This is a genomic window from Thalassotalea sp. HSM 43 (assembly GCF_004752005.1).
Classification (GTDB): domain Bacteria; phylum Pseudomonadota; class Gammaproteobacteria; order Enterobacterales; family Alteromonadaceae; genus Thalassotalea_A.
On record NZ_CP038493.1, the window covers coordinates 2926044 to 2946172 of the forward strand.

At 42.7% G+C, this 20129-nt stretch carries 17 protein-coding genes and 4 tRNA genes; 17 read left to right on the top strand and 4 right to left on the bottom strand.

Annotation, left to right across the window (positions count from 1 at the left end; genetic code table 11):
• Nucleotides 1-2: 2 nt before the first annotated feature.
• From fdx to ribBA, 6 genes are all read left to right on the top strand, one after another.
• Entirely contained in the window at nt 3-341 is a 339-nt protein-coding gene (fdx, locus tag E2K93_RS12700) for an ISC system 2Fe-2S type ferredoxin (RefSeq protein ID WP_135439459.1), read from the top strand.
• A 218-nt stretch (nt 342-559) separates the two neighbouring features.
• Nucleotides 560-1816 carry a serine hydroxymethyltransferase gene (gene glyA, locus E2K93_RS12705; protein WP_135439460.1) on the top strand — a complete coding sequence of 419 codons (1257 nt, stop codon included), beginning with the start codon at nt 560-562 and terminating at the stop codon, nt 1814-1816.
• Between the two features lie 95 nt (nt 1817-1911).
• Complete coding sequence (nrdR, locus tag E2K93_RS12710; protein ID WP_135439461.1) at nt 1912-2376, top strand: transcriptional regulator NrdR; 465 nt, start codon at nt 1912-1914, stop codon at nt 2374-2376.
• Nucleotides 2377-2396: 20 nt separating this feature from the next.
• Entirely contained in the window at nt 2397-3509 is a 1113-nt protein-coding gene (ribD, locus tag E2K93_RS12715; RefSeq protein WP_135439462.1) for a bifunctional diaminohydroxyphosphoribosylaminopyrimidine deaminase/5-amino-6-(5-phosphoribosylamino)uracil reductase RibD, read from the top strand.
• A gap of 37 nt (nt 3510-3546) precedes the next feature.
• Complete coding sequence (locus E2K93_RS12720) at nt 3547-4209, top strand: riboflavin synthase (RefSeq protein WP_135439463.1); 663 nt, start codon at nt 3547-3549, stop codon at nt 4207-4209.
• 4 nt (nt 4210-4213) lie between these two features.
• Complete coding sequence (ribBA, locus tag E2K93_RS12725) at nt 4214-5323, top strand: bifunctional 3,4-dihydroxy-2-butanone-4-phosphate synthase/GTP cyclohydrolase II (protein WP_135439464.1); 1110 nt, start codon at nt 4214-4216, stop codon at nt 5321-5323.
• 81 nt (nt 5324-5404) lie between these two features.
• Here ribBA and E2K93_RS12730 read toward each other — a convergent pair whose 3' ends face one another.
• Nucleotides 5405-6331: a DUF808 domain-containing protein gene (locus E2K93_RS12730; protein WP_135439465.1), complete on the bottom strand. Its 927-nt coding sequence runs from the start codon at nt 6329-6331 to the stop codon at nt 5405-5407.
• Nucleotides 6332-6585: 254 nt separating this feature from the next.
• The gene (folD, locus tag E2K93_RS12735) at nt 6586-7440 is read right to left on the bottom strand and encodes a bifunctional methylenetetrahydrofolate dehydrogenase/methenyltetrahydrofolate cyclohydrolase FolD (RefSeq protein WP_135439466.1); all 855 of its coding nucleotides are present in this window, start codon (nt 7438-7440) and stop codon (nt 6586-6588) included.
• Between the two features lie 308 nt (nt 7441-7748).
• On the opposite strand from folD, the gene E2K93_RS12740 reads away from it, so the two are divergent.
• From E2K93_RS12740 to E2K93_RS12790, 11 genes are all read left to right on the top strand, one after another.
• Nucleotides 7749-7825, top strand: a tRNA-Pro gene (locus E2K93_RS12740).
• A gap of 67 nt (nt 7826-7892) precedes the next feature.
• A tRNA-Arg gene (locus tag E2K93_RS12745) sits at nt 7893-7969 on the top strand.
• A 7-nt stretch (nt 7970-7976) separates the two neighbouring features.
• Nucleotides 7977-8052 (top strand) — tRNA-His (locus tag E2K93_RS12750).
• A 16-nt stretch (nt 8053-8068) separates the two neighbouring features.
• Nucleotides 8069-8145, top strand: a tRNA-Pro gene (locus E2K93_RS12755).
• Nucleotides 8146-8676: 531 nt separating this feature from the next.
• On the top strand, nt 8677-9594 hold the full coding sequence (locus E2K93_RS12760; RefSeq protein ID WP_228445603.1) for a glutaminase: 918 nt from the start codon (nt 8677-8679) through the stop codon (nt 9592-9594).
• 535 nt (nt 9595-10129) lie between these two features.
• Complete coding sequence (gene tig / locus E2K93_RS12765) at nt 10130-11434, top strand: trigger factor (RefSeq protein ID WP_135439468.1); 1305 nt, start codon at nt 10130-10132, stop codon at nt 11432-11434.
• A 127-nt stretch (nt 11435-11561) separates the two neighbouring features.
• The gene (clpP, locus tag E2K93_RS12770; protein WP_282434746.1) at nt 11562-12176 is read left to right on the top strand and encodes an ATP-dependent Clp endopeptidase proteolytic subunit ClpP; all 615 of its coding nucleotides are present in this window, start codon (nt 11562-11564) and stop codon (nt 12174-12176) included.
• 147 nt (nt 12177-12323) lie between these two features.
• Nucleotides 12324-13601 carry an ATP-dependent protease ATP-binding subunit ClpX gene (gene clpX / locus E2K93_RS12775; protein ID WP_135439469.1) on the top strand — a complete coding sequence of 426 codons (1278 nt, stop codon included), beginning with the start codon at nt 12324-12326 and terminating at the stop codon, nt 13599-13601.
• A gap of 219 nt (nt 13602-13820) precedes the next feature.
• Nucleotides 13821-16169 carry an endopeptidase La gene (gene lon, locus E2K93_RS12780; protein WP_135439470.1) on the top strand — a complete coding sequence of 783 codons (2349 nt, stop codon included), beginning with the start codon at nt 13821-13823 and terminating at the stop codon, nt 16167-16169.
• A 270-nt stretch (nt 16170-16439) separates the two neighbouring features.
• A complete protein-coding gene (locus tag E2K93_RS12785) occupies nt 16440-16730 on the top strand; it encodes an HU family DNA-binding protein (protein ID WP_189637915.1) in 291 nt (96 codons plus the stop codon).
• Nucleotides 16731-16906: 176 nt separating this feature from the next.
• Complete coding sequence (locus tag E2K93_RS12790) at nt 16907-18820, top strand: SurA N-terminal domain-containing protein (protein ID WP_135439472.1); 1914 nt, start codon at nt 16907-16909, stop codon at nt 18818-18820.
• A gap of 94 nt (nt 18821-18914) precedes the next feature.
• Here the strand turns inward: E2K93_RS12790 and E2K93_RS12795 are convergent, their stop codons facing one another.
• Together E2K93_RS12795 and E2K93_RS12800 are read right to left on the bottom strand one after the other, a co-directional pair.
• Nucleotides 18915-19514, bottom strand: coding sequence for a Yip1 family protein (locus E2K93_RS12795; RefSeq protein WP_135439473.1), 600 nt, complete (start codon nt 19512-19514; stop codon nt 18915-18917).
• Between the two features lie 313 nt (nt 19515-19827).
• Nucleotides 19828-20103, bottom strand: coding sequence for a hypothetical protein (locus tag E2K93_RS12800; RefSeq protein ID WP_135439474.1), 276 nt, complete (start codon nt 20101-20103; stop codon nt 19828-19830).
• Between the last annotated feature and the right edge of the window lie 26 nt (nt 20104-20129).

Below are 20129 nucleotides of genomic sequence, written 5' to 3' on the forward strand. Positions count from 1 at the left end.
TCATGCCACAAATTATCTTTCTTCCTCATGAGGAATTATGTCCAGACGGTTTAGCAGTCGAAGCTGATACCGGTGAGACGGTATTAAATGTCGCGCTAAAAAACGACATCCCAGTAGAACACGCTTGTGAAAAAGTGTGTGCCTGTACAACCTGTCATATGATCATCCGTGAAGGTTTTGATTCATTGCAAGAAAGCGATGAACTTGAAGACGATATGCTTGATAAAGCATGGGGCTTAGAGCCTGAATCTCGCTTGGGTTGTCAGGCCATTATTGCCGATGAAGATTTGGTTGTTGAAATACCAAAATACACGGTGAATATGGTGTCTGAAAATCACTAGCTAGCCGGTACGTAAAGCAAACTGTTTATTAAGGCCCGAAAGGGCCTTTATTGTTTGTATTGTTTGTTAAAAAAGGTATTTTTTGTCGAACTTGCCGCTTTCATCACAAAAAGCGCATTTTTTCGCTAAATAAGTCTAAAAAGACCGTGTACAACAACGGTTCATTCGGGCAAAATAAAGCCAATTTTTTTTCTATCCAAATTATCAGAGGAAATTCCATGCTAACTCGTGATATGAACATTGCTGATTTCGATGCAGAATTGTACGAAGCAATGACTAATGAAGTAGAGCGTCAAGAGCATCACATTGAGTTGATCGCGTCTGAAAACTACACCAGTCCGCGCGTTCTTGAAGCACAAGGTTCACAATTAACCAACAAATACGCCGAAGGTTACCCGGGCAAGCGTTACTATGGTGGTTGTGAGTTTGTTGACATCGCAGAAGAGTTAGCCATCAAACGTGCCTGTGAATTATTCGATGCCGATTATGCCAATGTACAACCACACGCTGGTTCGCAAGCAAACTCTGCCGTATTCATGGCATTGTGTACGCCAGGTGCCAAAGTGTTAGGTATGAGCCTTGCACACGGTGGTCACTTGACGCACGGTAGTGGTGTTAACTTCTCTGGTAAATTATACGAACCAATCCAATACGGTTTGCACCCAGAAACTGGCGACATTGACTACGCCGAAGTTGAGCGTTTAGCGGTTGAACACAAGCCAGAAATGATCGTTGCAGGTTTCTCTGCATTCTCTGGTATCGTTGATTGGGCTCGTTTCCGTGAGATCGCTGACAAAGTTGGCGCTTACCTTATGGTTGATATGGCTCACGTTGCTGGTCTTATCGCTGCGGGTCTATACCCGAACCCACTTCCACATGCACACGTTGTTACTACAACGACCCATAAGACTCTTGCCGGTCCTCGTGGTGGTCTTATTCTTTCTGCATGTGGTGATGAAGCTATTTACAAAAAGCTTAACTCAGCGGTATTCCCTGGTGGTCAAGGTGGTCCTTTGATGCACATCATCGCTGCCAAAGCTGTTGCTTTTAAAGAAGCACTTGAGCCTGAATTTAAACAATATCAGCAAAAAGTATTAGATAACGCCAAAACTATGGTTCGTGTTTTACAAGAACGTGGTTACAAGGTGGTATCAAACGGTACTGAAAACCACTTATTGTTGTTAGATCTAATTGACAAAGACATTACTGGTAAAGACGCTGATGCGGCACTAGGTCGTGCGTTTATCACTGTGAATAAGAACTCGGTTCCAAATGACCCGCGTTCACCATTCGTAACCTCTGGTTTGCGTCTAGGTACACCAGCAATCACTCGTCGTGGTTTTGCTGAAGCAGAAACTGCAGAGCTGACCGGTTGGATTTGTGACATTCTTGATGACATCAATAATGAGCAAACAATTGATGCGGTTCGCGAGAAAGTGATCGAGCTTTGTTCTCGTTTCCCTGTTTACGCATAAATTGTCGTAAATCGTGATAAAAAAATGGTCGCACTTTGCGACCATTTTTTATTTTGTTAAAGTGTCGTTATAACTCTAAATAATTCTGGAAAACTATGCATTGTCCGTTCTGTTCCGCTACAGAAACTAAGGTAATTGATTCACGCTTGGTCAGTGATGGCCATCAGGTACGTCGCCGTCGTGAATGTTTGGAATGCCGTGAAAGGTTTACCACCTTTGAAGGGGCTGAACTGGTGATGCCAAGAATCATTAAACGTGATGGTTCAAGAGAACCTTTTAACGAAGACAAATTGCGCAGTGGTTTATTACGTGCATTAGAAAAGCGCCCAGTTAGCATTGAAGAAATTGAAGCGTCAATTAACAAACTTAAGTCAAAATTGCGAGCAACAGGCGAGCGCGAAGTGAGCAGTGAATTGCTCGGTAACATCATTATGGATGAGCTAAAGCTGCTGGATAAGGTCGCTTATGTACGATTTGCCTCTGTCTATCGTTCTTTCGAGGACATTAGAGAGTTTGGCGAAGAGATTGCTCGTTTAGGTGATGATAAAAATTCAGGGTAATAACCTACACTTATCAAATCATGATAGATAGCCACGAATATTACATGCAGTTGGCAATAAAGCTTGCCGACAAAGGACGATACACCACATCACCAAACCCAAGAGTTGGTTGTGTATTGGTGCGCGACTCGGTAATTGTTGGTCAAGGATTCCATGTTAAAGCGGGTCTTGGTCATGCCGAAGTTAACGCCATTAAAGATGCCGGCGATAAAGCCTCCGGCGCAACGGCTTATGTCACCTTAGAGCCTTGCAGTCACTTTGGCCGCACGCCACCGTGCGCGCAAGGTTTGATTGACGCCGGTGTGCGTCAGGTGGTGTTTGGCATGCAGGATCCAAATCCCTTGGTTAGTGGTCGCGGCATTAAGATGCTGCAACAAGCCGGTATTGATTGTATCGGCCCGGTACTTGAACACGCCTCTCAGCAACTTAACCCAGGCTTTATAAAGCGCATGACCCAAGGGTTACCCTTAGTGCGTTGCAAACTCGCCGCAAGCCTTGATGGTAAAACCGCAATGGCCAGTGGTGAAAGTCAATGGATAACCTCACCTGCGGCGCGCCGTGATGTGCAATCTTATCGCGCACAAAGTTGTGCCATCATTAGTGGTGCTGACACGGTAATTACCGACAATGCGCGATTAAATGTACGTTATCAGGAGCTTAGCAACGTTAATGGCTCAAATGATAGCGATTTAAGGCAACCTGTAAGAGTCATCATTGACACAAAGCATCGTTTAACGCCTGATTTAGCGTTATTCTCCATTGATGCACCAATAATTTTAATTCGTACAGAGCTTGAAACTGGGCACAACTGGCCTCATTTTGTTGAACAGATGCAAGTTAAGAAAGCTAATGACTTTGCTGATTTGTCTGATCTGATGCTAAAGCTTGCAGAGCGTGGCTTAAATGAAATCTGGCTCGAAAGCGGACGGCGTTTAGCCGGCGCATTTTTTGCGGCAAATCTGGTTGATGAACTGATCCTGTATCAAGCACCTAAATTGCTATCGGATGATGCGATGGGATTATTGCAGATTCCGGGTTTGAACTCGTTGTCAGCGGCGATAAATCTTAATATCAAAGACATCCGTAAAATAGGCCAGGATGTACGTTTTATTTGCCATATTGTTAAAGACTAATTTAACAGCTTAGTTTCGAAATTTATTAGGAAATAGTATGTTTACCGGAATTATTGAAGCCATAGGATCTATTGCTTCGATTAGCGTTAACTCACAAGGTGCTCGCATTAAAGTTAATGTCGGCAAATTGGATATGAGTGATGTCAAACTGGGCGATTCAATCGCCACCAACGGCATTTGTTTAACTGTGGTTGACTATGACAAACAAAGTTACAGTGCCGATGTTTCTATGGAAACATTAAAGCGAACTGGCTTTGCTCATTATCAAGCTGGCGATAAGGTAAACCTTGAAAAAGCGATGTTACCGACCACCCGATTCGGTGGCCATATTGTCAGTGGGCATGTCGATGGTGTTGCCACCATTCAAAGCATACAGCAAGTTGGCAACGCAACCGAATATTGGCTCGAATTGCCACATAGCCTAAAACAATATGCGGCAGAGAAAGGCTCTATTACTGTTGATGGTACCTCATTGACCATTAACTCAGTTGCAGATAATCAATTTCGCTTAACAATTGTGCCGCATACCATTGAAGAGACTATTATTAGTAGCTATCAAGTTGGTAGCCAGGTGAACCTTGAAGTTGACGTGGTTGCTCGATATTTAGAACGTTTGCTGTTTTGTCAAAATGAATCAGCAAGCAAAACCTCTGGCGTAACAGAAGAATTGCTGATCAACAGCGGTTTTATGAAAGGTTAAATTTATGAAGTTAAATACACCACAAGAAATCATTGAAGATATCAAACAGGGTAAAATGGTTATCTTGATGGATGATGAAGATCGTGAGAACGAAGGCGATTTCATCATGGCAGCAGAAAAAGTAACGCCAGAGGCGATTAACTTTATGGCCACTCATGGTCGTGGTTTGATTTGTATGCCAATGTCACGTGAAAAGTGTGAAAAGCTGAAGTTACCTTTGATGGTTGATAAGAACGACGCTCAGTTTACCACCAACTTTACGGTATCTATTGAAGCCGCTCGCGGTGTCACTACCGGTATTTCCGCTGCGGACCGTGCGACAACAGTACTTGCCGCCTGTGATCCAGAAGCGGACCATCGCTCTATTGTCCAACCTGGGCATATCTTCCCGTTAATCGCCAAAGACGGTGGCGTATTAAATCGTGCAGGGCACACCGAAGCCGGTGTTGATTTGGCTCGCATGGCTGGTTACGAATCTGCGGCGGTGATTGTTGAAATTCTTAATGAAGACGGCACCATGGCACGTCGCCCAGACTTAGAAGTCATCGCCGAAAAGCATGATGTGAAGATGGGTACCATTGCCGACCTTATCGAATATCGTAATGAGACTGAAACCACCATCAGTCGCGTTAGTGAGTGCAAACTGCCAACTCAATACGGTGAGTTTGACCTTGTTGCATTTACCGATACCATCGATGGCATGACACATTTTGCACTAAGCAAAGGTGAGATCAATGCCGATCAGCCAACGTTAGTGCGTGTTCATCTTGAAAACACCTTCCGTGATTTACTGTTCTCTACCAGAGACAGCAAAAATACCTGGCCAATTCACAATGCGTTAGAAAAAATTGGCAACGAAGGCGGTGTATTGGTATTGCTTGGTAAACATGAATCGCCGCAACAGTTGCTTGAGCAAGTGAAGAAATATGCGATTCAAGATTCAGGCGAAGAAGTCAATGAGATTATCAAACACGTTGGTTCACGCAATGTCGGTGTCGGATCACAAATTCTGGCTAATTTAGGTGTTGGCAAAATGCGCTTATTAACGTCGCAAACCAAGTACCATTCATTAGGCGGCTTTGGTTTAGAAATCGTTGAGTATATTGCTGAATAGCAAAACGTATATCGTTAACAACAAAAAGCCGGACTTAATCCGGCTTTTTTATATCTATTTTTAGTAGCTCAAGATAACAGTCTAAGCGGTTTTGCCACGTAGCTTTTGTACCATGCTGACGACCGCTAATACGATTGCGCCCGCAATGACACCACTGACGCCGTTGTATAGCGGGTCAATAAGCAATGACCAACCGGACACCTGTGAGTTTAACCACTGCAAGCCATGATGCAGTATCGGCGTGCCATGAACTATGATGCCACCACCCACTAAAAACATCGCGGCAGTACCGACAATCGCCAACGTTTTCATTAGTTTTGGCGCAAATGCTAATAAGCCCCGACCAATACTGCGCTTTAATCCTGCCATGGCGGTTGTCGCTTGATCTTTAATAAGGTGTAAGCCTAGATCATCGAGCTTAACAATCGCCGCCACCAAACCATATACACCTATGGTCATCAGTACCGCGATTAATGAAATAACACTGGCTTGGTCAACAAAGGCTTTATCTTGCACTGTGCCAAGTGCAATAACGATTATCTCTGCCGACAAAATGAAGTCGGTTTTTATCGCGCCTTTAATCTTATCTTTTTCATAGTCGACCATATCCACGGATTCATCCGCTAAGGCCGCTAAGTCTTGTTGATGCTCGCTGTCGGTTTGCGCTTTATCGGCAAACATACTGTGGGCGATTTTTTCGACCCCTTCAAAGCATAAGAACAAACCACCGACAATTAATAACGGCGTAATTAGCCATGGGGCAATGCTGCTTATCAACAATGCCGATGGCACGAGAATCAGCTTATTTATAAAAGAGCCTTTTGCCACAGCCCAAACGACGGGTAATTCTCGGTCGGCTTTTACCCCGGAAACTTGCTGTGCATTTAGAGCCAAATCATCGCCTAACACGCCAGCGGTTTTCTTTGCTGCGACCTTAGTCATTAACGCAACGTCGTCGAGTGCCGTTGCTATTTTATCAATCAGTGCCAGTAGGCTGGTGCCAGCCATAAATCATCCTTATTTACACAGTGTTATATGATTTGAAAATATCATCTTCAATAGGCCATAGTATGCCTGCTTCTTGGCGTTATACAAGCAAGGCAATATGAGCTTAATAATCATCTACCCATAATGCCACCCCAAAAACTGGCAAAGAAGCTACGAAAGACGCCGCGAGAGAAGCCGCGAGAGAAACCTTAGTAACGAGTCATAAAAAAACGCAGCTCATGGCTGCGTTTTTGTGTGCGAGCTATTGCCAGCGATTAGCTGTGGAATTGCTCACAGGCGATTAATGTATTTTCAATCAAGCTGGCCACAGTCATTGGTCCTACACCACCTGGTACAGGGGTAATGTATGCAGCGCGATCTTTTGCTACTTGATACTCTACATCACCGACAAGTTTGCCTGTTTCAAGACGGTTAATACCAACATCGATGACAATCGCACCTTCTTTGATCCAACTGCCAGGAATAAATTCTGGTTTACCAACCGCAACCACTACCAAATCCGCATTACGAACTTTTTGCTCTAGGTCTTTGGTAAAGCGGTGTGTTGTTGTTGTTGTACAGCCAGCCAGTAGCAATTCTAACGTCATTGGTCGGCCAACAATATTTGAAGCGCCTACAACGACGGCTTCTAAACCGTGTGGCTTAACACCGGTTGACTCAATTAACGTCATGATACCTTTTGGTGTACATGGACGCAGACCCGGTTGACGTAGACACAGTTTACCGACATTTGATGGGTGGAAACCGTCGACATCTTTGTCAGGGTGAATATGCTCAATAATCAAGTTGGCATCTAAGCCTTCTGGTAGTGGCAATTGCACCAAAATACCGTCGATCTCAGCATCGTTATTAAGTTTATCAATTAACTGATAAAGCTCATCTTGTGTGGTTGTAGCAGGCATGTCATATGACTTAGAGATAAAGCCTACTTCTTCACATGCACGACGTTTACTGCCGACATAGACTTGAGAGGCCGGATCTTGACCGACAAGAACAACAGCAAGGCCGGGCGCTCTTTTACCTTCACTCAGACGTTGCGCTACTTTATGTTTCACTTCGGTACGAATTTGCTGGGCGATGGCTTTACCATCAATAATTTTCGCAGACATAGGTTCTTTTAACAGTAATTGGCATAAAATTCGGCGCTATTTTCTCATAATTTCGACATGCCGTGTAGTGCTTACATTCGTAATCACTAAATAAAAATGTGCAAAGCATAAATAACTGATCTGAGTTAATACCATGATCGTTAATAGAATATGACTTTATGGCTATTTTTTGCGCCTTTTTTTATTAAATGATGTAAAATTGTACGAACGATAAAAATATCGCAAAAAACAATTGACGACCTCGGAACACATAGGTAATATGCGCATCCGTTGAGAGACACAACAGTGTTTCCAACACTAGAGAAAATCGGTGATTAGCGCAGCTTGGTAGCGCACTTGGTTTGGGTCCAAGGGGTCGCAAGTTCGAATCTTGCATCACCGACCACTTTCTCTTGCATTAGCATTATTAACTTTTCATCTTAGATAAGTTGATATAACCTGTAAGGTGTTGTGCGCCCTTAGCTCAGCTGGATAGAGCAACGGCCTTCTAAGCCGTAGGTCGCAGGTTCGACTCCTGCAGGGCGTGCCATTCAGTGGTGGCTGTAGCTCAGTTGGTAGAGCCCCGGATTGTGATTCCGGTTGTCGTGGGTTCAAATCCCATCAGCCACCCCACTTATCCTTATATAGTCGGTGATTAGCGCAGCTTGGTAGCGCACTTGGTTTGGGTCCAAGGGGTCGCAAGTTCGAATCTTGCATCACCGACCACTTTCTCCCCAATTTCTAAAACTTCACAGTATTCAAATTTCTTAACTTAATTCTGAATTCGAACTTGCGAAGCAAGTTTTAAAAAATTGTATGGAACAATTTTTAACGAACGAAGTTCGCCCGAAGGGGAAAATACAGGATGTATTTGATTCATCTTGCATCACCGACCACTTTCTCTTTCTTTCTAGTTTCTCAATAAACGCCTAAACGCCTAATCGCAAACCAATTGGTTTGGGTGCTCTAGATCTAACGGGTCGCAGGTTTGATTGCTGCATCACCGACCACTTTCTCTCTTTTCAAAACTCTCAAATTTTTAAAATACTTCTTAGTCCTTAGTCCTTAGTCCTTAGTCCTTAGTCCTTAGTCCTTAGCCCCTAGTCCCTAGCTCCTTAGCCCCTCAATATAAGTCCAATAACAAAGCAATTCGGTTAGCTAGGTTAGCTGTTTTTGATCTAACGTATCGATTGGTGGTTACCTTTGCTACAGTTACAATGCGTGATTGATTTGCCAATGTGAGTTGCAATTATGGATGTGTTAGCGGTTTTAAATGAAGTACAACAAGAGGTTACGCCTTTACTCGGGCAGGGTACGGTTGCTCAATATATTCCTGAGTTAGCCAAAGTCGATCCAAATCAGTTTGCCATGGCGGTCACCTTAACCAATGGCGAGTCTTTTGGTGTCGGCTCATTCGAAAAACCGTTTTCAATTCAAAGTATTTCTAAAGTGTTTAGTTATACCTTGGCGCTACGCTATTACCAAGATGAGCTTTTTAAACGTGTTTGGCGAGAGCCATCCGGCGATCCATTCAATTCGTTAGTGCAATTAGAATACGAAGATGGCATCCCCCGCAATCCATTCATTAATGCCGGCGCGATTGTGGTCTGTGATAGCTTGATATCGCATTTTGCCGATCCGAAAAAAGCTTTGCATGACATCATGACCTTTATCAGAGAATGCTGTGATGACCATAGCATCGCGATTAATCACACCGTCGCCGAGTCGGAAATGCAATGTGGCTTTCGTAATCTTGCCTTGGCCAATTTGATGAAAGGCTTTGGTAATATCGATAACGATATCGATCAGGTGTTACAGACCTATTTTCAACAATGCTCTGCGGATATGAATGTCAGCCAATTGTCACGTTCTATGCTGTATTTGGCCAACGATGGTGTTGACCCAATCTCAGGGAAAACCTTTATCAGCGAAGCGCAAGCAAAGCGTATCAATTCGATAATGTTAACCTGTGGTCATTACGACGCATCAGGGGATTTTGCGTTTCGCGTTGGTTTACCAGGCAAAAGTGGTGTGGGCGGCGGCATCGTTGCCATCGTACCTGGAGAGATGTCGATAGCGGTATATTCGCCTGCTTTAAATAATAATGGCAACTCTTTGGTAGGCACCAAAGCATTGGAACTATTCACCAGCAAAACAGGTATCTCAATCTTTTAAGATGCGCCTTTTCAGCTAATAAAGTCGTTTTATTAACAATATTACCGCGTCAATTTAGCCATAAGTCGGGTGTTTATAGGTCATTAAGGCGAAGCCTATTGCGCTAATTTTAGCGATTTGATTACAAATTAATGCGATTTTTTGTGTACTGCTTTTAACCCGCTAAATGCCGCTGTGTTATCCATATAAACGCCAATAATTGTTGTTATCTATCAGCGTTTTAGTCTGCGCTTAGGGCATCTGTGCCTTGCTGACGTTTGATGTCCAACCGCTTGGCTTTTTATTAACCGTGTAATTGTTGCTCAACAGGTATTTACAGCAACCGACTACACCGCTATAATTCCGCGTCACATTTAAATTGAGCCCATATTTATTGGGCCTAGAACCATCTTTTTAGACTAAAGCTGTGGAAATGGCTTTAGGTCACAGCCTGATTCAAGCTGATTCAGGTGGTGATAAGACGGTAAACAGATTGTTTACTGGTGAATATAGAGATGCATTAAAGGCGAAACACGCCGTAAATTGAGGTATAAAAATGCAAGTTTCAGTTGAGACTACTCAAGGTTTGGAGCGCAAGGTTTCTATTACCGTTCCTGCCGAAACAGTAGATGTAGAAGTTAAAAACCGTCTGCGTCAATTCGCTAAGACTTATAAAGCACCAGGTTTCCGTCCAGGTAAAGTTCCAGCTAATGTAATCCAGAAGCGTTTTGGCGCATCTGTTCGTCAAGAAGTAGCTGGTGAGCTAATGCAGCGTCACTTTGTTGAAGCTATCGTTGCTGAGAAACTAAACCCAGCAGGTCGTCCTGCGTTCGTTGCTAAGAGCAATGAAGAAGGTAAAGAGCTAGCGTTCGAAGCAACATTTGAAATCTACCCAGAAGTAGCTATTTCTGGTTTAGACAAAATTAAAGTTGAGAAGCCAGTTGTTGACGTAACCGATACAGATCTTGAAGAAATGTTCAAGACTTTGCAAAACCAACACAAAACTTGGAAAGAAAATAAGCGTAAAACCAAAAAAGGTGACAAGCTTACTATCGATTTCCTAGGTCGTGTTGACGGTGAAGAATTCGAAGGCGGTAAAGCTGAAGGTTTTGAACTTGAACTAGGTTCAGGTCGCATGATCCCTGGTTTCGAAAAAGAAATCACTGGTATGAAAGTTGGCGAAGAGAAAACTATCACAGTTACTTTCCCTGAAGATTACCACGCTGAAAACCTGAAAGGTAAAGACGCAGAGTTCGAAATCACAGTTCACAAGACTGAAGGTCCTGTACTTCCTGAAATCGATGACGAATTCGCGAAATTGTTCGGTGTTGAAGACGGCGGTGTTGACGCACTACGTGAAGAAGTTAAGAAAAACATGGAACGTGAACTTAGCCAAGCTGTTAAAGGTAAGGTTAAAGAGCAAGTTCTTAACGGCCTTGTTGAAGCAAACGATCTTGACCTTCCAAAAGCACTTGTTGACCAAGAAGTTGACGTATTACGTCAACAGGCAATGCAGCGCTTTGGCAACCAAGTTGATCCAAACAACATGCCACAGCTTCCAGCTGAAATGTTCACTGAACAAGCTGAGCGTCGTGTAAAAGTTGGTCTACTTCTAGGTGAAGTAATCAAAGTTAACGAATTGAAAGTTGACGAAGACAAAGTGAAAGCGTTGATCGAAACGGCTGCATCTGCATACGAAGATCCGCAAGAAGTTGTTGATTACTACATGAACAACCAAGAATTGAACCAACAAATGCAGCATGTTGCTCTAGAAGAGCAAGCTGTAGAGTTCATTCTTGCTAACGCTGATGTAGCTGAAAAAGAAACAGCTTTTAAAGATGTAATGAACCCACAAGCTTAATTGTTGCGCAAATCAACAATAATTAGCGGTTTTACACGTCTTATCCATTGACAATATCAATGGCAATGGCTTAAATGGCTTATATGGGATCATATAAGCCATTTTTATTTTTTTAAGGATATTTTCATTGATTCATTCCAATAATAACGCACCAATTGAAAATGCATTAGTACCTATGGTGGTTGAGCAAACTTCCAAGGGCGAACGTTCGTATGATATATATTCGCGCTTGTTGAAAGAGCGAGTGATATTTTTGTGCGGTCAGGTAGAAGAGCACATGGCAAACCTTATCGTTGCCCAACTCTTGTTTCTGGAATCAGAAAATCCTGAAAAGGATATCTATTTGTACATCAATTCGCCAGGTGGCAGCGTAACCGCTGGTTTGGCAATTTATGACACCATGCAATTTATCAAGCCAAACGTTAGTACGGTTTGTATGGGACAAGCAGCCAGTATGGGTGCCTTCCTATTATCTGCAGGTGAAAAGGGTAAGCGTTTTTGTTTGCCAAATGCTCGCGTGATGATCCATCAGCCGCTTGGAGGTTTCCAAGGGCAAGCATCGGATTTTGAAATTCATGCGAAAGAAATCCTGTCTATTAAAGACAAGTTGAATCGTTTGATGGCTGAGCACACAGGTAAAGACCTGAAGCAAGTTGCTAAAGACACTGACCGTGACAACTTTTTGAGTGCACAAGATGCAATCGACTACGGTTTGGTTGATGGTATTTTAAACAAGCGCTAAAACATCCGATGCCGGCGCCAATGTGTTGAGAGGATTTTCAGCTAATTTAAAGTGGCCGGCATTTAGCCCGATAATTAGGGCTATAATTAATTATCAATCCTGACTGCTAATTGAATCAGAAAGAATGAATATTGAGGTATATACCGTATGACCGATGAAATAAAAGGTAGCGGTGACAACGAAAAGTTATTGTATTGCTCGTTTTGCGGCAAGAGCCAACATGAAGTGCGTAAACTTATTGCAGGTCCATCTGTGTTTGTGTGCGATGAATGTGTCGAGCTTTGTAATGATATTATTCGCGAAGAAATAAAAGATATTTCACCGAAGGCTGATACGGAAAAGTTACCGACGCCGAAGGAGATTCGCTCTCACCTTGACGATTATGTAATCGGTCAGGAACATGCCAAAAAAGTGCTTAGTGTTGCGGTTTATAACCACTATAAGCGCCTTAAAAATGGCGATAGCCATAATGGTGTTGAGCTAGGAAAATCGAATATTCTACTTATCGGACCTACTGGGTCAGGTAAAACCTTACTAGCAGAAACATTAGCGCGTATGCTTGATGTGCCTTACACAATGGCAGACGCGACGACGCTAACAGAAGCAGGCTATGTAGGTGAAGATGTCGAAAACATCATTCAAAAACTTCTGCAAAAATGTGATTACGACGTTGATAAAGCTCAGCGTGGTATCGTTTATATCGATGAGATTGACAAAATATCACGTAAGTCAGATAACCCATCCATCACTCGTGATGTGTCTGGTGAAGGTGTACAACAAGCATTATTGAAACTGGTTGAAGGCACGATTGCTGCGGTACCACCACAAGGTGGCCGAAAGCACCCTCAACAAGAATTCTTGCAAGTTGATACATCAAAGATACTGTTTATTTGTGGTGGTGCTTTCGCTGGCTTAGACAAAGTCATCGAGCAACGTGTGGTGACGGGTACCGGTATTGGTTTTGGTGCCGAGGTTAAAGGTAAAGACGCTGAAAAGTCGCTAACCGAACGTTTCCAAGAAGTTGAGCCTGAAGATTTGGTGAAATACGGCCTGATCCCTGAGTTCATTGGTCGTTTACCTGTCGTAGCAACGTTAAGCGAACTCGATGCAGGTGCATTAATCCAAATCTTACAAGAGCCGAAAAACGCGCTGACTAAGCAGTTCACAGCGCTATTTGATATGGAAGGTGTCGAACTTGAGTTTAGAGAAGATGCACTGAAAGCGATTGCCAACAAAGCGATGATCCGTAAAACCGGCGCGCGTGGCTTACGCTCGATTGTTGAAGGCGTGTTATTGGAAACCATGTACGAGTTACCGTCATTAACTGACGCGACCAAAGTGGTTATCGATGAATCTGTTATTAAAGGTGAATCGAACCCAATTATCTTGTTTGAAGCACCAGAAGAAAAACAAGCAAACGAATAATCGGTTTGCTTGATTGCTTTCATATAATCAAAAAACCAGCTGTCGATGCTGGTTTTTGCTTTTTAAATAATCAATTATTGGGGCCATGCGTTATCAACAGCAGCTTTTAGCAATTAGCTGTTGAATCTTAAACTTCAATCCCCATATACTGAGTTATACGATTCAGAATAATGATAAAAACATTCTGAATGAAGCACATCACTTTCAAGAGATTTTCCCATGACTAAAGAGCATTCAGGACAGATTGAAACCCCCGTACTCGCTTTGCGTGATGTCGTTGTTTATCCACAAATGGTGATCCCACTGTTTGTTGGTCGCGAAAAATCAATTCGCTGTTTAGACCAAGCTATGGAAAGCGATAAAAGAGTATTTTTAGTAGCGCAGAAAGACGCCGGGGTAGATGACCCTGCAGAGACTGATTTATTTGAAATCGGTACAGTGGCGACGATTTTGCAAATGCTGAAACTGCCTGACGGTACCGTAAAGGTATTAGTCGAAGGTATGCAGCGTGCGAAAATTGCTGACTTTACTGAAACCGATGACTTTTTTATTGCCAATGTCGACTTTATAGAGGCAGACAATAGTGGTGTTGAAAACCACGAAGTATTGGTTCGTTCAGCGGTATCGCAATTTGAAGGTTATGTGAAACTGAATAAAAAGATCCCACCAGAAGTTTTAACCTCTGTGTCGGGCATCGATAACGCCGAGCAATTGGCGGATACCATGGCAGCACACATGCCATTGAAGTTGCAAGACAAACAACATGTCTTAGAAATTACCAATGTGGCTGAGCGTCTTGAATATTTAATGGCGTTAATGGAAGGCGAAATCGATCTATTACAGGTTGAGAAGAAAATCCGTGGTCGCGTTAAAAAACAAATGGAAAAATCGCAACGCGAGTACTATCTGAATGAGCAAATGAAAGCGATTCAGAAAGAACTTGGCGATATGGACAACGTGCCTGATGAAGGCGAGCAGTTGACCAAGAAAGTCGAAGAAGCACAAATGCCAGCGGAAGCCAAAGAGAAAACCATGGCGGAGTTGCAAAAGCTGAAAATGATGTCGCCAATGTCGGCAGAAGCGACTGTTGTGCGCAGCTATATCGACTGGATGATTTCTGTGCCATGGAAAAAACGCAGTAAATTAAAACGTAATTTAAAATTGGCTGAAGATGTTCTTGAGCAAGATCATTACGGCCTAGAAAAAGTTAAAGAACGCATTATTGAGTATCTAGCGGTACAACAACGTGTTACTCAGTTACGCGGTCCTATTTTGTGTTTGGTTGGTCCTCCAGGTGTTGGTAAAACCTCACTAGGGCAATCAATTGCTCGTGCAACGGGTCGTAAATATGTGCGTATGGCGTTAGGTGGTGTGCGTGATGAAGCGGAAATCCGCGGTCACCGTCGAACCTATATTGGCTCTATGCCAGGCAAGCTTATTCAAAAAATGGCGAAAGCAGAGGTTAAGAACCCTCTATTCCTATTAGATGAGATTGATAAGATGTCGTCTGATATGCGCGGTGACCCTGCGTCTGCATTGCTGGAGGTGTTGGATCCAGAGCAAAACAATGCCTTTAACGATCATTATTTAGAAGTCGATTACGATTTATCTGATGTAATGTTTGTCGCCACCTCAAACAGTATGAATATTCCTGGGCCATTATTGGATCGTATGGAAGTCATTCGCTTGTCGGGTTACACCGAAGATGAAAAGCTTAATATTGCTAAACGTCATTTGATGACCAAACAAATTAAGCGTAATGGTCTTAAAGCGAAAGAAATTGAGATTGAAGATAGCGCCATTATTGGCATTATCCGTTACTACACCCGGGAAGCGGGTGTGCGTAGCCTTGAACGTGAAATTTCAAAACTATGTCGTAAAGCGGTTAAGAAAATCTTGCTAAGCGATGACATTAAAGCGGTTACCATTAATCAAGAAAATCTTGAAGAGTTCCTTGGTGTACAGCGTTTTGATTACGGTAAAGCCGAAGATGAGAATCGCATTGGTCAAGTAACCGGTTTAGCATGGACCGAAGTCGGTGGTGAGTTACTTACCATTGAAGCTGCATCGGTACCAGGCAAAGGTAAATTAAGCTTTACTGGTTCATTAGGTGAAGTAATGCAAGAGTCCATTCAGGCGGCGATGACGGTTGTTCGCAGTCGTACCGAAGGATTGCGCATTAATAGCGATTTTAATGAAAAACGTGATATTCATGTCCATGTTCCTGAAGGTGCGACACCAAAAGATGGTCCAAGCGCTGGTATTGGCATGTGTACGGCGTTAGTTTCAAGTCTAACAGGTAATCCTGTGCGTGCTGATGTGGCGATGACAGGTGAAATTACCCTTCGTGGTGAAGTACTTGCGATCGGCGGTTTGAAAGAAAAACTGTTAGCGGCGCATCGAGGTGGCATCAAAACCGTCATTATTCCAAAGGATAATGAGCGTGATTTGAAAGAAATTCCAGAAAATGTGAAGGCCGATTTGTCAATTCACCCGGTAAAATGGATAGATGAAGTACTTGAACTGGCTTTAGCTGAGTCACCATCAAAGTGGTCAGTCGCTAGTTAAAATGCACCCTTCAAGGCGTGTTTGTTGGTTTTTTAAACAAAAAAGTGAAAAAAAATCAAAAAAAAACGCAATTAAGGGGTTTTCAAACGCTGAAACTGTGGTAGTCTGGATATCGAAAGTTAGCAAAACTGCTCTACAGGCTAATAACAGCAAGGGTTTTGCAAATTTATTAACATTTTTTTCAATTTTGCTGGTTCGGGGCTTGCAGTTGTTAAAAATGCTTGTTATAAAACTAATCGAGCAAATTTTGACAAGCTCCAAATAATAACAATTAAAGGGGAAGACATAGTGAATAAGTCTCAACTAATCGAAAAAATCGCTGAAGGCGCAGATATTTCTAAAGCAGCAGCTGGTCGTGCACTAGATTCTTTTATCGACGCAGTTTCTGATGAACTAAAAGCTGGTGAGCAAGTTGCTCTTGTTGGTTTCGGTACTTTTTCAGTACGTGACCGTGCAGCACGTTCAGGCCGCAACCCACAAACTGGTGCGACTATTGAAATTGCAGCAGCTAAAGTTCCAGCGTTTAAAGCAGGTAAAGCTCTTAAAGACGCTGTAAACTAAGAATTAGATTCTTGTTTAAAAAAGCTGGCTCTTGCCAGCTTTTTTCGTTTTAGCCACGCCATTCCACACTCCGTTATTTTTCATTTATTTTTGCTTAAATTAACTTCAAGGTAGGGCGTGGGTCTGTTACAATCGGGCATCGAAAATTTATGTCCTGATGTTTTAACGAGAGACACATGTTAGAAAGAATAAGAGAAGGCTCTACAGGCTATACTGCAAAAGCGATCCTAGGATTAGTAATCCTGACTTTTGTATTTGCTGGTGTAGGCACATACAACAACTCGGTTGATACGTCGGTAGCAATTGTTAATGGTGAAAAAATCACTCAACAACAGTTTGAAACTGCCTATCGTAACCAACGCGCTCGTATGGAGCAGCAATACGGTGAAATGTTTGCCCAATTAGCAAACAATGACGTATACATGCAATCGCTTCGCACTAATGTACTTGAGCAATTGATCAATGAAGAATTGATGGATCAGCAAGTAGCCGAGCTAAAAATTAAGGTAGGCGACGAGCAGATCAAGCAAGCTATTCGTACCATGCCTGAGTTCCAGGTAGATGGTCAGTTCAATAATGATCGCTACATCATGCTTATTAATCAGGCTGGTTTTTACCAACCGTCTGCATTTCGTGATTACTTGCGTACCGATATGGCGCGTCGTCAATTGCAATCTGGCGTAATGGCGACCGAATTTAGCTTACCATATCAACAGCAATTGGCTGCCAAGCTTGGCAATCAAAGCCGTGATGTACGTTATGCGACTATCGCTTCAGAACCATTTAAAGCGACAGTTACTGTTGAAGACAGTGAAATTAGTGAGTACTACGAAGCGAATAAGAGCAATTTTGCTGTTGCTGAGCAAGTTAAGTTGCAATATGTGGTGCTAGATATCGCTAAATTACGCGCTGAGAGCGATATTAGTGATGCAGACGTTGAAATGTACTATGAAGACAATAAAGCCTCATATTCAACGGAAGAGCGTCGTCGTGCTTCTCATATTTTAATTGAGTTTGCCGATGATGAAGCAGCGGCTGAGCAGCAAGCACAAGATTTGTTAGCAAAAATTCAAGCCGGTGAAGATTTCGCTGAGCTAGCCAAAGCACATTCTGCTGATACGTTCTCAGGTGAGAATGGTGGTGACCTTGATTGGTTTGACCGTGGTGTCATGGACCCAGCTTTTGAAGATGCAGCGTTTGCGTTAACAATGGATAACGCAGTATCTGGTGTGGTTAAGTCTGATTTTGGTTTCCATATCATCAAACTTACCGACATCGAAGAAGTGAAAACCAAAGAATTCGCTGAAGTTGCTGACGAAATTCGTGAACAGTTAGTGACTGATGAAGCTCTTGAAAAGTTCTATGCAATGCAAGGTGAGATGGCAACCATCGCATTTGAATCTCCGGATTCTCTTGACGAAGTCGCTACCGTTGCAAATGCACAAGTGCAAACCAGTGATTGGATTTCTCGTGCTAATAACCCAGCTCCATTTAATAACAGCAGTCTAGTTGAAGCGGCATTCTCTGATGAAGTTATGCTAGATAGCCTAAATTCAGATGTGATTGAAGTGGCTAGCGATGAAATGGTTATGGTTGTACGTCTAGCTGAGCATAAGCCTGCTACGACTAAGCCACTTGCTGAAGTATCTGCGCAAATCTCTGAGCAACTTATTGCTAAGAAAGCATCTGAAGCGGCTAAGGCTGCAGCTGATGAGTTGGTTGCAGCAGTTAATACTGGCTCTGATACCGCAAGCTTGTTGGCGGCTAACAACGCTGAGTTTGTTGAAGTGAAAGCGTTGGCTCGTAATGGTGCCGATGTTGACAGAAATATCGCTTCGCAAGCATTTACTATGGCACACCCAAGCTCAAAGTCTGCTTCTGTAGCCAGTACTGTGCTGCAAAATGGTGACTATGCTGTTATTCAAGTTCAAGCGGTAAATGAAGGTTCTGTTGAAGAATTGGATGAGCGCATGAAGCAAATGCAAATGTCGCAATTAGCGCAGTCAGCATTAGAAAGTTATGTTGCTAACTTAAAAGAAAAATCTGAAATAACTCGTAATTTAACAAGTGCTCCGGCACAACTTTACTAATCGAGTCAGATTATAAAGACAAATAAAAAGGCCGCATCAGCGGCCTTTTTTGTTTCATTCAGTTTATTTTATCTGATGTTTATATTTGAATTGCTTATCTGAATTCAGGGATAAAACCGAAGTTAGTCCAAAGAATAGCAGTACCTGCTAATACACAGACCAATAAAACCAAACCAACAGTTACCACTGAGCTCGAGTAAATAAAGCCTTTCTCTTCAGGAATATGCATCATAATCGGAATACCTGAATACAATAGGTAGACTGAGTAAGCGATGGCCGCACAACCTGCCAAGGCGACAAACCATAGCACTGGATATAATGCTGCAACACCAACCATCAGTACCGGTGTCGCTGCATAGGCTGCCAGTTCGATACATTGTGTAAAGGTGGGTTTTGAGTCAAATGTGATAGCCATCCATTGGATCAGATAAGCCAGTAAAAATACGCCTCCAATGATGGCAACATACATACTCATCGCCAACAGTAAGGCACTTTGTTCGGTAATTTTAATTGGATCGCCTGCACCAATGCTCCAGCCGATGTGGGCTGCTGCGTAATAACCGCAAATGGCAGGAATGAGCGCCACAAGCAATATATGGCTTAGGCCATACATCATGTTTTCGTGACGATTATCTATTTCAGTCCACTCGTCTTTCGGGTGAGCGTACAATCCCCAGATATGATTTAGTATCATCTTTCACTTCCTCTTTCGCTATCCCCATGTTCAAAAAAACATTATAGATGTTATTATTTGAACGTTTTTTAGACAACTTACGATCTGTTTTTGTTATTATTTTTTAAGTTGCTTGATCTAGTTATGTAATATGTTGAACTATTCGTCAAGACTTGAGTGAAAAATAATCACTAATATTGATCTATTCGATGTAAATGGGTTGTTAATATTGAGGTTTGTGGACATCTATCTGTCCAGAGAGTACTAAATGTGGCAATTCAGCAACGCCAGTTGCATGTCTACTACAAGGGGAATAAAAGGGATATCTTGGCGTCTAACTGCGACGTATACGCACCACTTTCATGTATTCAAATTGCAGCCCTGCAATGTCTTCACTGTCAGGGTAATAGGTAAGGTTAACTCGGCTACCTTGCAGAGTCTGATATGCTTTTTTACGTTTGTACTTAAATGGTGTATCAATGCCTTCGAGCATAATAGTATTTAGAAACCACTCACCATCTTGGCGCTGCACATGAGAAACTACTTTACGGTTTTCGCTATGCACCAACTTGTCGTGATTGGCCAACAATTTTTTGTTGTCTTTATCCATTAAGGGTACACTCCAAAATATTAAAA

Excerpts from the sequence above, each read along its gene's own strand:
- fdx (WP_135439459.1), top strand. The coding sequence starts at position 3 with ATGCCACAAATTATCTTTCTTCCTCATGAGGAATTATGTCCAGACGGT.
- glyA (WP_135439460.1), top strand. The coding sequence starts at position 560 with ATGCTAACTCGTGATATGAACATTGCTGATTTCGATGCAGAATTGTAC.
- nrdR (WP_135439461.1), top strand. The coding sequence starts at position 1,912 with ATGCATTGTCCGTTCTGTTCCGCTACAGAAACTAAGGTAATTGATTCA.
- ribD (WP_135439462.1), top strand. The coding sequence starts at position 2,397 with ATGATAGATAGCCACGAATATTACATGCAGTTGGCAATAAAGCTTGCC.
- E2K93_RS12720 (WP_135439463.1), top strand. The coding sequence starts at position 3,547 with ATGTTTACCGGAATTATTGAAGCCATAGGATCTATTGCTTCGATTAGC.
- ribBA (WP_135439464.1), top strand. The coding sequence starts at position 4,214 with ATGAAGTTAAATACACCACAAGAAATCATTGAAGATATCAAACAGGGT.
- E2K93_RS12730 (WP_135439465.1), bottom strand. The coding sequence starts at position 6,331 with ATGGCTGGCACCAGCCTACTGGCACTGATTGATAAAATAGCAACGGCA.
- folD (WP_135439466.1), bottom strand. The coding sequence starts at position 7,440 with ATGTCTGCGAAAATTATTGATGGTAAAGCCATCGCCCAGCAAATTCGT.
- tig (WP_135439468.1), top strand. The coding sequence starts at position 10,130 with ATGCAAGTTTCAGTTGAGACTACTCAAGGTTTGGAGCGCAAGGTTTCT.
- clpX (WP_135439469.1), top strand. The coding sequence starts at position 12,324 with ATGACCGATGAAATAAAAGGTAGCGGTGACAACGAAAAGTTATTGTAT.
- lon (WP_135439470.1), top strand. The coding sequence starts at position 13,821 with ATGACTAAAGAGCATTCAGGACAGATTGAAACCCCCGTACTCGCTTTG.
- E2K93_RS12790 (WP_135439472.1), top strand. The coding sequence starts at position 16,907 with ATGTTAGAAAGAATAAGAGAAGGCTCTACAGGCTATACTGCAAAAGCG.
- E2K93_RS12795 (WP_135439473.1), bottom strand. The coding sequence starts at position 19,514 with ATGATACTAAATCATATCTGGGGATTGTACGCTCACCCGAAAGACGAG.
- E2K93_RS12800 (WP_135439474.1), bottom strand. The coding sequence starts at position 20,103 with ATGGATAAAGACAACAAAAAATTGTTGGCCAATCACGACAAGTTGGTG.